We start from the raw sequence: 12,748 nt of genomic DNA on the forward strand, positions 1-12,748 counted from the left end.
CGCGGGTCAGCCGATGGGCGGGGCGGGGAGTGGAGCCAGCGGACATGAGTCCTCCTAGGGAGCTCGGGCCGGTCCTCCTGTCGCCGCGGGGGTGTGGCGACCTACGCCGACCCGCTCAACAGGAGTGCTGGGCCCGCCGCCCTGATACCTCGTACCTCGCCGCTAGTGCGCCGCCTCGTGCCATGACCGGCCGACGCCGACGCTCACGTCGAGCGGGACGTCCATCGACACGGCGCCGCCCATCTCGCGCCGGACGAGGGCCTCGACGTCGTCCCGCTCCCCCGCTGCGACCTCGAGGACGAGCTCGTCGTGGACCTGCAGGAGCATCCGGGACCGGGCGTCGGCCTCCTTCAGGGCGGCGTCGACGCGCAGCATCGCCACCTTCATGACGTCGGCAGCGGAGCCCTGGATCGGTGCGTTGAGCGCCATCCGCTCGGCCATCTCGCGCCGCTGCCGGTTGTCGCTCGTGAGGTCCGGGAGGTACCGGCGACGCCCGAGCATCGTCGAGGTGAACCCGTCGCCCCGGGCCTGGGCCACCACGTCGGTGAGGTAGTCGCGGACGCCGCCGAACCGCTCGAAGTACTCCCCCATGAGGCCCCTGGCCTCCTCCGTCGAGATGGTCAGCTGCTTGGACAGCCCGAACGCCGAGAGCCCGTAGGCCAGGCCGTACGACATCGCCTTGACCTTGCTGCGCATCTCGAGCGTCACGTCGGTGGGATCGACGGAGAACACCCGCGACCCGACGAACCGGTGGAGGTCCTCGCCGGTGCGGAACGCCTCGATGAGCCCCGCGTCACCGGACAGGTGCGCCATGATCCGCATCTCGATCTGGCTGTAGTCGGCCGACATGAGCGACTCGAAGCCCTCGCCGACGACGAACGCCTCGCGGATGCGGCGCCCCTCCTCGGTGCGGATCGGGATGTTCTGCAGGTTGGGGTCGGTCGAGGAGAGGCGGCCGGTCGCGGCGATCGTCTGCTGGTACGTCGTGTGGATCCGGCCGTCGGCGGCCACCGACTTGATGAGCCCCTCGACGGTGACGCGCAGCCGCGAGGTGTCGCGGTGGCGCAGCAGCGCCTCGAGGAACGGGTGGCCGGTCTTGGCATACAGGTCGGTCAACGCGTCGGCGTCGGTCGTGTAGCCCGTCTTGGTCCGCTTCGTCTTCGGCATGCCGAGCTCGTCGAAGAGGACGACCTGGAGCTGCTTGGGCGAGCCGAGGTTGATCTGCTGCCCGCCGATCGCGACATACGCGTCGGACTGGGCCTGGGCCATCTTGCCGGCGAAGTCCGCCTCGAGCGCCATGAGGCCGTCGAGGTCGACCGCGATGCCGGTCGCCTCCATGTCGAAGAGGACCCGCTCCAGGGGGAGCTCGACGGCCTGCATGAGCCCGTCGCCGCCGGTCTCCTCCAGCTGCGCCTGGAGGGCCGTCGCGAGGTCGAGGACCGCTCGTGCGCGGACCATCGCCGCCTCCGCCACCGCGTCGTCGTCGCCCTCGAAGGAGAGGATGCCCTGACCCGACGACTCGGTCTCGGTCCGCAGCTCGCGGCCGAGGTGGCGCAGGACGAGGTCGGCGAGGTCGTAGGAGCGCTGGTCCGGGCGGACGAGGTAGGCGGCCAGGGCCGTGTCGGCGACGAGCCCGCCCAGCGCCCACCCGCGGGCCGCGAGGGCGTGCATCGGGCCCTTGGCGTCGTGGACGACCTTCGTCCGGTCGGGGTCCGCGAGCCATGCGGCCACGGCGGCGTCGGCCGCGGGGTCGAGGTCGACGACGTCGACGAACGCCGCGCTGCCCGCCTCCGTCGCGAGGGCGATGCCGCTCACGTCGCCCGTCCCCCCGCCCCACGTGCCGTCGACCTGGACCCCTACGGTGGCCCCCGCCGGGGCGTGATGCGCGAGCCACCCGGGCACGTCCTCGCTCGTGAGGACGTGGGCGTCGAGGTCGAAGCCGCCCTCGGTCCCCTCCTCCTCGACCGGGCTGAGGTACTCGAAGAGCCGGTCCCGCAGGACCCGGAACTCGAGGCCGTCGAAGACGGTGTGGACCTGCTCGCGGTCCCAGTTCTGTCGCTGGAGCTCCTCGAGGGCGACCCCGACGGAGACGTCGCGGACCAGCTGGTTGAGCCGCCGGTTGCGCAGCACCCCGTCGAGGTGCGCCCGGAGCGAGTCGCCCGCCTTGCCCTTGATCTCGTCGACGTGGGCGACGAGGCCGGTGAGGTCGCCGTAGAGGGCGATCCACTTCGCCGCGGTCTTCGGCCCGACCCCGGGGACGCCGGGGAGGTTGTCGCTGCTCTCCCCGACGAGCGCGGCGAGGTCGCTGTAGCGCTGCGGCCCGACGCCGTAGCGGCGCTCGACGGCGTCCGGGTCCATCCGGGCCATCTCCGACACGCCCCGCATCGGGTAGAGGACCGTCGTGTGCTCGTCGATGAGCTGGAAGGAGTCGCGGTCGCCGGAGCAGATGAGGACGTCCATGTCCTCGGCGCGTGCCTGGGTCGTGAGGGTCGCGATGACGTCGTCGGCCTCGAAGCCGTCGACCTCGACGTGCCGGATCCGGAGGGCGTCGAGGACCTCCTTCAGGAGCGGGATCTGGCCGGAGAACTCGGTCGGGGTCGCCGAGCGACCCGCCTTGTACTCCGCGTACGTCTCGCTCCGGAAGGTCTGCCGGGACACGTCGAACGCGACGGCGACGTGGGTGGGGTCCTCGTCGCGCAGGACGTTGATGAGCATCGCCGTGAACCCGTAGACCGCGTTGGTGTGCTGGCCCGTGCTCGTCGAGAAGTTCTCGGCGGGCAGGGCGAAGAACGCCCGGTATGCCAGGGAGTGACCATCGAGGAGAAGGAGGCGGCTCACGGCTGTCACCCTACGGTCTGGCACCGACAGCCCGCCCGGCCCGTCGCCCGCATACCGGCTCCCCTAACATCGAGCGCGCATCCCGCGAGCCCTCCGACGAAGGAGCACCATGGCCGACGACGCCGCCTCGACCCCGCTGTCCCTCGAGATCCCGCCCGGCACCCTCATGGACCGGATGGGCATCGAGCTCGTCGAGGCCTCGCTCGAGCGCGTCGTCGGGCGGATGCCCGTCGAGGGCAACACCCAGCCCTACGGACTCCTCCACGGCGGGGCCTCCGTCGTCCTCGCCGAGACGCTGGGCTCCTACGGGTCGGCCGCGCACGCGGGTCCCTCGCGGATCGCCGTCGGCGTCGACATCAACGCCACCCACCACCGGGCCGCGCGGTCGGGCTGGGTGACCGGGGTGGCGACCCCGCTGAGCCTGGGCCGCACGATGTGCAGCTGGGAGATCGTCGTCTCCGACGAGGACGGCAACCGGGTCTGCACGTCGCGGCTCACCTGCCTGCTCCGGGACGCCCCTCCCGGCGCGTGACGCGGCCGGCGCGAGGCGCGCCGATCAGGCGGACCGGGTGCGGCCGTGCGCCCGCAGCGTCCGGCGCCGCCGCAGGACGCTGTCGAAGGGCGACACGTCGGCCCCGCCGAGGATCTTGCGCCGCAGGGCGCCCGTCGTCGTCACCCGGCGGATGACGGACGACCCGAACCCGAGCCGCGCGAAGAACCGGTTCGCTTCACGGTCCTGGGCGGGCACATGGCTGACGATCCGCTCGGATCCCGCCCGCTCGGCATGGGCGATGGCCGTCGCGAGGAGCTGCCGGGCGACCCCCTGCCGCCGGGCGTCCTTGACGACGTAGAGCTGGTCGATCGAGACGTCGCTGGCGTCCGACAGCCCGAACATCCGCTCGCTGAGGATGACGAAGCCGAGGGGCACCTCGTCGCGCTTCGCGACGAAGGCACGCGTCTCGGGCCGGCGGAGCGCGGAGGTCACCCGGCCGTCGGCGGCATGTCGCGATGCCGCGTCGAGGCTCGCTCCCTGCTCGACACGACTGGCCAACCACAGACCGACGAGGCAGTCCGCGTCGTCCGGCTCGACGGCGCTGACGACGATGGGCGCACGGGACACCGGCAGACCCTCCAACTTCTCACAGGGGACGCCGGGATCGCCGGCAGTGGCGCAGGGGATACCACTGGCTCGACAATAGAACTCGTCCCCAGCGCTCCGGAAGGGGGTCCCCCGATCCAGTGTCGGCGGCGTCCGCCGGACCGGCCCTCCGGGAGGCTCAGGCGTTGCCCATCTGCTCGATGACCGCCTCCGCGACGTCCCGCATCCCCATCCGGCGGTCCATCGCCGTCTTCTGGATCCACCGGAACGCCTCGGCCTCGCTGATCTTCAGCTTGCGCATGAGGACCCCCTTGGCCCGCTCGACCGCCTTCCGGGTCTCGAGACGCTCCGTGAGGTCGCTGACCTCCGACTCGAGGGTCTTCAGCTCGGCCCACCGGGACAGGGCGACGTCGATGGCGGGCAGCAGCTGGGACTGGCTGAACGGCTTGACGAGGTAGGTCATGACGCCGGCGTCACGGGCCCGCTCGACGAGCTCCTTCTGGCTGAAGGCGGTGAGCATGATGACCGGGCAGATCCCCGCGTCGCCGATCTGCTCCGCCGCCCCGAGGCCGTCGAGCACCGGCATCTTCACGTCCATGATGACGAGGTCCGGGCGCAGCTCCGTCGCGAGCTCGACGGCCTGCTCGCCGTTGATGGCCTGGCCGACGACGTCGTAGCCGGCCTCCTGCAGCATCTCGGCCAGGTCGAGGCGGATGAGCGCCTCGTCCTCGGCGACGACGATCCGCGTCGCCCCGACATCCGCCCCGGGCTGGGTCGCGTCCTCGGCCATTCCGGTGTGCCTCTCGATCGGTGCTGCGGTGGAGATGGGTGCCGGGAGCGGGACTCGAACCCGCACGCCCTCGCGGGCAGAGCATTTTGAGTGCCCCGTGTCTGCCGTTCCACCACCCCGGCGGGTGCCGGCGTCAGCATACCGTCGGGCTGCCGGCGCCTCAGGGCACGTCGTCCCCGGCGATGCCGTAGGCGGGGGCGACGCGGTTCTTCGCGTCACCGATCGTGTGGACGCGCAGGGCGTTCGTCGAGCCGGGTATGCCGGGGGGCGAGCCGGCGACGATGACGACGTCCTCGCCCTCGGCGCACCGGCTCTCGGCGAGGAGGTACTCGTCGACCTGCATCGCCATCTGGTCGGTATGCGTCACCCCGGGAACGAGATAGGTCTCGACCCCCCAGACGAGGGCGAGCTGCGACCTCGTGTCCTGCAGGGGGGTGAAGGCGAGCATCGGCAGCGACGGGCGCAGCTGGGCCAGGCGCTTGGAGGACCCGCCGGACTGGGTGAAGGTGATGAGGAACTTCACCCCGAGCTTCTCCCCCACCTCGGCGGCCGCCTGGCACACGACGCCCCCCTTGGTGACGGGCGGGTTGTGGAGGGCCTGGATGCGCCAGAGGCCGTGCTCCTCGGTCGACTCGATGATCCGGGCCATCGTCTGGACCGCCTCGACGGGGAACCGCCCGGCGGCCGTCTCCCCCGACAGCATGAGGGCGTCGGCACCGTCGAGGACGGCGTTCGCGGCGTCGGACGCCTCCGCCCGGGTGGGCCGGGAGTTCTCGATCATCGACTCGAGGACCTGGGTCGCGACGATGACCGGCTTGGCCCGCCGGCGGGCCATCTCGACGCACTGCTTCTGGACGAGCGGGACGTCCTCGAGAGGCATCTCCACGCCGAGGTCGCCCCGGGCCACCATGACGCCGTCGAACGCGTCGATGATCGCGGCGAGCCGGTCGACGGCCTGCGGCTTCTCGATCTTGGCGATGACGGGCAGCCGGACGCCCTCCTCGTCCATGATGCGGTGGACCGGGTCCAGGTCGGTCGGGCTCCGGACGAAGGACAGGGCGATGTAGTCGGCCCGCAGGTGGAGGGCCCAGCGGAGATCCTCCTCGTCCTTCGGGGACAGCGCCGGCACGCTCATCGCCACGCCGGGCAGGTTGATCCCCTTGTTGTTCGACAGCGGGCCGCCGTAGACGACGACGCACGTCACGTCGGTGTCGGTGACCTCCTCGACGGTCAGCGACAGCTTGCCGTCGTCGATGAGGATCGTGTCGCCGACCGACACGTCGCCGGGCAGTCCCTTGTACGTCGTGCCGACGATGTCCTGGGTGCCGTCGACCTCGCGCGTCGTGATGGTGAACCGCTGGCCGGGTGCGAGGACGATGGGTCCACCCGAGAACCGGGTCGTCCGGATCTTGGGGCCCTGGAGGTCCACCATGACGCCGACCGCCCGCCCCGTGTCGTCACCGGCGGACCGGATGGCCCGGTAGTTCGCCTCGTGGAAGGCGTAGTCGCCGTGCGACAGGTTGAAACGGGCCACGTCGAGACCCGCGACGACGAGCTCCTTGATCCGTTCCGGGGTCGACGAGGAGGGGCCGAGCGTACAGACGATCTTGGCGCGTCGCATACCCCGAGGGTAGCGATGTAAACGATTGTGCAGGTGACCGCGGTCACAGTCCGGACACGGGGTGGCCGCGCTCTCACGCAGCCTCCCGACCGGGCGCGGGCTCAGACGACGAGCGGACGGGTCGTCGGCTCGATGGGACGCGGGAGCTGGGACGGCGCGCCGGTGAGGTAGGCGTCGACGCCGGCCGCCGCCGATCGACCCTCGGCGATCGCCCAGACGATGAGCGACTGGCCGCGTCCGGCGTCGCCCGCGACGAACACCCCGGGCACCGAGGTCATGAAGGAGCGGTCGCGGACGATCGTGGACCTGGCGTCGCGCTCGACGCCGAGCTGGTCGACGACGCCCTCGCCCTGCGGGCCGAGGAAGCCCATGGCGAGCAGGATGAGCTGCGCGGGCAGCTCGCGCTCGGTGCCCTCGACCTTCTCGAACCCGCTCTCGCCCATGACGACCTCGTGGAGCCGCAGCCCGGCGACCCGCCCCTGCTCGTCGCCGACGATCTCGCTCGTGCTCACGGCATACACCCGCTCGCCGCCCTCCTCGTGGGCGGAGGCGACCCGGTAGATCATCGGGTAGGTCGGCCAGGGCTGGCTCGTCGGCCGGTCCTGCGGCGGCTGCGGCATGATCTCCAGGCTCGTCACCGACCGGGCACCCTGCCGGTGCGCGGTGCCGATGCAGTCGGCGCCGGTGTCGCCGCCGCCGATGACGATGACGTCCTTGCCCTCCGCGGTCACCTGGCCCTCGACCGTCTCGCCGAGCGCGGCCCGGTTCGCCGGCGGGAGGAAGTCCATGGCCTGGAGGACTCCGTCGAGCTCCCGACCGGGGACGGGCAGGTCGCGCGGCACGGTCGACCCGACGGCGAGGACGATCGCGTCGTAGCGCGAGAGGAGCTGGTCGCCCGTCACGTCGACGCCGACGTCGACGCCGCTGCGGAAGCGGGTCCCCTCGGCCTCCATCTGCGCGATGCGCCGGTCGACGATCGCCTTCTCCATCTTGAACTCCGGTATGCCGTACCGCAGGAGCCCCCCGGGCTTGTCGGCCCGCTCGTAGACGGCGACGGTGTGACCGGCACGGGTCAGCTGCTGCGCGGCGGCGAGCCCGGCCGGCCCGGACCCGACGACGGCGACCGTCTTGCCGGACAGGCGGTCCGGCGGCTGCGGCGCGACGTCGCCCGCGGCGAAGGCCCGCTCGATCGTCGTGACCTCGACCTGCTTGATCGTCACGGCCGGCTGGTTGATGCCGAGGACGCAGGCCGTCTCGCACGGCGCGGGGCACAGACGCCCCGTGAACTCCGGGAAGTTGTTCGTCGCGTGGAGCCGCTCGATGGCCTCGTGCCAGTCCCCCTTCCACGCTAGGTCGTTCCACTCGGGGATGAGGTTGCCGAGCGGACAGCCGGTGTGGCAGAACGGGATTCCGCAGTCCATGCACCGCCCGGCCTGGCGCTGCAGCTCCTCGACCGGCTGCGGCTCGTAGACCTCGTGCCAGTCGAGGATCCGCACCGGCACCGGGCGCCGCGTGGGCAGCTCGCGCTCGCGGACCTTGAGGAAGCCTTGCGGGTCAGCCACGGGACGCCTCCATGATCCGCTCCCAGACGACGTCTCCGTCGAGGTCGAGGCCTTCGGCGGCCGCCTCCTCGCGGACGTCGAGTACACGTTGGTAGTCGCGCGGCAGGACGAGGGTCAGCCGCTGCGCGGAGAGGGGCCACTCGGCGAGCAGCCGCCCCGCGACGGTCGATCCGGTCTCCTCCACGTGGCGTCGCAGCAGGTCGGCGACGGCGGGGACATCGGCCTCGCGCAAGGGCATGAGGTCGACGAGCTCGGGGTTGACCAGCGCCGGGTCGAGGTCGAGGACGTAGGCGATCCCCCCCGACATGCCCGCGGCGAAGTTGCGTCCGGTCGGCCCGAGGATGAGGGCCCGGCCACCGGTCATGTACTCGCACCCGTGATCGCCCACGCCCTCGACGACCGCTGTGGCGCCCGAGTTGCGGACGCAGAAGCGCTCGCCGACCCGCCCCCGCAGGAACAGGGACCCGCTCGTCGCGCCGTAGCCGATGACGTTCCCGGCGACGACGTTGTCCTCCGCGACGAAGACCGACCCCTCCGGCGGGGCGACGCTGATGGTGCCGCCGGACAGGCCCTTGCCGAGGTAGTCGTTCGCGTCACCGGAGAGCCGCAGCCGGATCCCCCGGGGCAGGAACGCCCCGAAGGACTGGCCTCCGGTGCCGACGAGGGTGATGTCGATCGTGTCCTCGGGCAGCCCGTCGTGGTGGACCTTCGTCACCTCGTGGCCGAGCATCGTGCCGACGGTCCGGTTGACGTTGCGGACCGGGATCGTGCCGGTCACCGGGTGCCCGTCGTGGATCGCGTCCTGGGCGATGGCGATGAGCTGGTGGTCGAGCGCCTTCTCCAGCCCGTGGTCCTGGGCGACCCGCGCGATGATCCCGGATCCGTCGGGGGTGTCGACCTGCTGGAAGATCGGCGACAGGTCCAGCCCGCTCGCCTTCCAGTGGGCGACGGCCTTCTCCGTCGTCAGCTGCCGCACCTGGCCGACGGCCTCGGCGATGCTGCGGAACCCGAGCGCCGCGAGATGCTCCCGGACCTCCTCGGCGATGTACTCGAAGAAGGTCTCGACGAACTCGGGCCGGCCGCTGAACCGGGCCCGCAGCTCGGGGTTCTGGGTGGCGATCCCGACGGGACAGGTGTCGAGGTGGCATACCCGCATGAGGATGCAGCCGCTCACGACGAGGGGGGCCGTCGCGAACCCGAACTCCTCGGCTCCGAGGAGGGCGGCGATGACGACGTCACGACCGGTCTTCAGCTGACCGTCGACCTGGACGACGATCCGGTCCCGCAGGCCGTTGAGGACGAGCGTCTGCTGGGTCTCGGCGAGCCCGATCTCCCACGGGCCGCCCGCGTGCTTGAGCGAGGTGAGCGGGGAGGCGCCGGTACCGCCGTCGTGGCCGGAGATGAGGACGACGTCGGAGTGCGCCTTGCTGACTCCCGCCGCGACGGTGCCGACGCCGATCTCGGACACGAGCTTGACGTGGATCCGGGCCTGCGGGTTGGCGTTCTTCAGGTCGTGGATGAGCTGCGCCAGATCCTCGATCGAGTAGATGTCGTGGTGCGGCGGCGGGCTGATGAGGCCGACGCCCGGCGTGCTGTGGCGGGTCCGGGCGATCCAGGGGTAGACCTTCTGCCCGGGGAGCTGGCCGCCCTCGCCGGGCTTGGCGCCCTGCGCCATCTTGATCTGGATGTCGTCGGACTGCGTGAGGTAGAGCGAGGTCACGCCGAACCGGCCGGAGGCGACCTGCTTGATCCGGCTGCGCCGCTCGGGGTCGAGGAGGCGCTCGGGGTCCTCGCCGCCCTCCCCCGTGTTGGACCGCGCACCGAGCCGGTTCATCGCGACGGCGAGGGTCTGGTGCGCCTCGAGGCTGATGGAGCCGTAGCTCATCGCGCCGGTGCTGAACCGCTTGACGATCTCGCTGACCGGCTCGACCTCCTCGATCGGCACGGGGTCGCGCTTCTCCGGCCCGCCGAGCTCGAAGAGGCCGCGGAGCGTCATGAGGCGCTCGGCCTGCTCGTCGATCCGCTGGGTGTACTGCTTGAAGATGTCGTAGCGCCGCTGTCGGGTCGAGTGCTGGAGCCGGAAGACGGTCTCCGGGTCGAACAGGTGCGGCTCTCCCTCGCGCCGCCACTGGTACTCCCCGCCGACGGCGAGCTTGCGGTGCGGGAGGCGGAGCCCGTCCGGTGGGTATGCGACGGCGTGGCGGGCCGCGGTCTCCTCCGCGATGACCTCGAGCCCGATGCCGCCGAGCTGGGAGATGGTGCCCGTGAAGTACTCGTCGACGAGCTCCTGGCCGAGCCCGATCGCCTCGAAGACCTGGGCGCCGCGGTAGGACGCCACCGTCGAGATGCCCATCTTCGACATGACCTTGAGGACGCCCTTGCCGAGGGCCTTGATGAGGTTGCGGACCGCCTGCTGGGCGGTGACCCCGGGCAGCGCCCCGGACCGGGCGAGGTCCTCGACGGACTCCATCGCGAGGTAGGGGTTGACCGCCGCGGCGCCGTAGCCGATGAGGAGGGCGACGTGGTGGACCTCGCGGACGTCGCCCGCCTCGACGAGGAGACCGACCTGGGTGCGGGTCTTCTCCCGGATGAGGTGGTGGTGGACCGCGGAGGTGAGCAGGAGCGAGGGGATCGGCGCGAGGTCGCGACCGGAGTCACGGTCGGACAGGACGATGAAGCGGGCGCCGTCCTCGATCGCCTCGGACACCTCGGAGCAGATCTGGTCGAGGCGGGCGCGGAGGGCGGCCGCCCCGCCGGTCACGTCGTAGAGGCCGCGGACGACGACCGTCGCATACCCGGGGAGGTCGCCGTCGGCGTTGATGTGGACGATCTTGGCCAGCTCGTCGTTGTCGATGACGGGGAAGGGCACGACAACCTGGCGCGCGTGCGACGGGGCGGCGTCCAGGAGGTTGCCCTCCGGCCCGATCGCCGAGACGAGGGAGGTGACCAGCTCCTCGCGGATCGCGTCGAGCGGCGGGTTGGTCACCTGGGCGAACAGCTGGGTGAAGTAGTCGAACAGCAGCCGCGGGCGCGTCGAGAGGACGGCGATCGGGGTGTCCGTCCCCATCGACCCGAGGGCCTCCGCGCCGGCCCGCGCCATCGGCGTGAGGAGGATCCGCAGCTCCTCCTGGGTGTAGCCGAAGGTCTGCTGGCGGCGGGCGACCGAGGAGGCCGTGTGGAGGATGTGCTCGCGCTCCGGGAGCTTGGTCAGCTCGATGAGACCCGCGTGGAGCCAGTCGGCATACGGGTGCTCGGCCGCGAGCGCGGACTTCAGCTCCTCGTCGGGGACGATCCGGCCCTCGGCGGTGTCGACGAGGAACATCCGCCCCGGCTGGAGCCGGCCCTTGCGGACGACGTGCTCGGGGGCGATGTCGAGGACCCCCGCCTCGGACGCGAGGACGACGAGGCCGTCGTCGGCCACCCAGTACCGGCCCGGCCGCAGCCCGTTGCGGTCGAGGACGGCGCCGATGACCGTCCCGTCGGTGAAGGTGACGCACGCCGGCCCGTCCCACGGCTCCATGAACATCGAGTGGAACTCGTAGAAGGCGCGGCGGTCCTCGTCCATCTGGCCGTGGTTCTCCCACGCCTCGGGGATCATCATGAGGACGGCGTGCGGGAGGGAGCGGCCGCCGAGGTGGAGCAGCTCGAGGGCCTCGTCGAAGGATGCGGAGTCCGAGCCGTCCGGGGTGCAGACGGGGAAGAGCCGGGAGAGGTCGCCGGGGATGAGGTCGGTCCGGATCTGGCTCTCCCGGGCGTGCATCCAGTTCCGGTTGCCCTTGACGGTGTTGATCTCGCCGTTGTGGGCGATGTACCGATACGGGTGCGACCGGGGCCACGAGGGGAAGGTGTTCGTCGAGAAGCGCGAGTGGACGATCGCGAGCTCGGTCGCGAAGCGCTCGTCGGACAGGTCGGGGAAGAACGGCTCGAGCTGGCCGGTCGTCAGCATGCCCTTGTAGACGAGGGTCCGGGCGGACAGCGACGGGAAGTACACGTCGAGCTCGTGCTCGGCCCGCTTGCGGAGACAGAAGGCGAGCCGGTCCAGGGCGATGCCGCGCAGCCGGCCGGCGGCCGAGGTGACGAAGAGCTGCCGGAAGCGCGGCATACAGGCGCGGGCGGCCTCGCCGACGAGCTCCGGGACGACGGGGACGTCGCGCCAGCCGAGGACGGTGAGGCCCTCCTCCGCGGCGATCCGGACGATCTGCTTCTCCGCCTTCGCGCGGACCGCGTCGTCCGCCGGGAGGTATGCCATGCCCGCGGCATACGCGCCGGCCCCCGGCAGGTCGAAGTCGACGACGCCGCGGAGGAACTCGTCGGGCAGCTGGGTCAGCAGGCCGGCCCCGTCGCCGACGAGCGGGTCGGCGCCGGTCGCGCCCCGGTGGTCGAGGTTGCGCAGCGCCGTGAGGGCGTGCTCGACGATGTCGTGGCCGGCGTGACCGCGCATCGTGGCGACCATCGCGACGCCGCACGCGTCGTGCTCGAGCTCACGCCGGTAGAGGCCGGTGTCGGAAGGGTGCGCGGAGTAGGGCAGCACGGACATGCCGGGGGTCACCGTCCTCGCGGGTCAGGCACTCCCGGGGCCGGGTCGTGCAGGTGCAATGAGCAGGTGTGGGCGGCGTCGACCACGTGCCCGCATGCTATCGGAGGGCTCGCCCGTCCTGACATACGAGCCACAACGTCCCACATCCTGGACCTGGCTCATCTCCTGAGACACCGTGGAGGGAAGGTGTGCCGGCCCCGACCCGGGGCAGGAAGTTCGCCGGATACCCCGACCCGCCGAAGAACCCCCGGAGTAGAGGTATCCCGACCCCACCAGAACGTCACCACATACCTCCACCCCT

7 protein-coding genes and 1 tRNA gene are annotated in these 12,748 nt (G+C 71.6%); 1 reads left to right on the forward strand and 7 read right to left on the reverse strand.

Annotated elements, in window-relative coordinates:
• Nucleotides 1-162: 162 nt before the first annotated feature.
• On the reverse strand, nt 163-2,838 hold the full coding sequence (gene polA / locus BN12_RS22605; protein WP_048555754.1) for a DNA polymerase I: 2,676 nt from the start codon (nt 2,836-2,838) through the stop codon (nt 163-165).
• Between the two features lie 109 nt (nt 2,839-2,947).
• Between polA and BN12_RS22610 the strand changes: the two genes are divergently transcribed.
• A complete protein-coding gene (locus BN12_RS22610; protein ID WP_048555755.1) occupies nt 2,948-3,370 on the forward strand; it encodes a PaaI family thioesterase in 423 nt (140 codons plus the stop codon).
• Nucleotides 3,371-3,394: 24 nt separating this feature from the next.
• Here the strand turns inward: BN12_RS22610 and BN12_RS22615 are convergent, their stop codons facing one another.
• From BN12_RS22615 to gltB, 6 genes are all read right to left on the reverse strand, one after another.
• Nucleotides 3,395-3,958, reverse strand: a complete 564-nt coding sequence (locus BN12_RS22615) for a GNAT family N-acetyltransferase (RefSeq protein ID WP_048555756.1) — start codon at nt 3,956-3,958, stop codon at nt 3,395-3,397.
• Nucleotides 3,959-4,115: 157 nt separating this feature from the next.
• Entirely contained in the window at nt 4,116-4,727 is a 612-nt protein-coding gene (locus BN12_RS22620) for an ANTAR domain-containing response regulator (protein ID WP_048555757.1), read from the reverse strand.
• Nucleotides 4,728-4,766: 39 nt separating this feature from the next.
• A tRNA-Leu gene (locus BN12_RS22625) sits at nt 4,767-4,849 on the reverse strand.
• 38 nt (nt 4,850-4,887) lie between these two features.
• Entirely contained in the window at nt 4,888-6,348 is a 1,461-nt protein-coding gene (gene pyk, locus BN12_RS22630; protein ID WP_048555758.1) for a pyruvate kinase, read from the reverse strand.
• A 101-nt stretch (nt 6,349-6,449) separates the two neighbouring features.
• The gene (locus BN12_RS22635) at nt 6,450-7,910 is read right to left on the reverse strand and encodes a glutamate synthase subunit beta (RefSeq protein WP_048555759.1); all 1,461 of its coding nucleotides are present in this window, start codon (nt 7,908-7,910) and stop codon (nt 6,450-6,452) included.
• Nucleotides 7,903-12,447, reverse strand: a complete 4,545-nt coding sequence (gltB, locus tag BN12_RS22640) for a glutamate synthase large subunit (RefSeq protein WP_048555760.1) — start codon at nt 12,445-12,447, stop codon at nt 7,903-7,905. Before gltB ends, BN12_RS22635 begins: the two co-directional genes overlap by 8 nt.
• Between the last annotated feature and the right edge of the window lie 301 nt (nt 12,448-12,748).

It is taken from the genome of Nostocoides japonicum T1-X7, from assembly GCF_001046855.1.
Taxonomy (GTDB): Bacteria; Actinomycetota; Actinomycetes; order Actinomycetales; family Dermatophilaceae; genus Nostocoides; species Nostocoides japonicum.

Bases quoted from the DNA above. Each gene is read 5' to 3' on its own strand.
- BN12_RS22610 (WP_048555755.1), top strand. From the start codon at position 2,948: ATGGCCGACGACGCCGCCTCGACCCCGCTGTCCCTCGAGATCCCGCCC.
- BN12_RS22620 (WP_048555757.1), bottom strand. From the start codon at position 4,727: ATGGCCGAGGACGCGACCCAGCCCGGGGCGGATGTCGGGGCGACGCGG.
- gltB (WP_048555760.1), bottom strand. From the start codon at position 12,447: ATGTCCGTGCTGCCCTACTCCGCGCACCCTTCCGACACCGGCCTCTAC.
- pyk (WP_048555758.1), bottom strand. From the start codon at position 6,348: ATGCGACGCGCCAAGATCGTCTGTACGCTCGGCCCCTCCTCGTCGACC.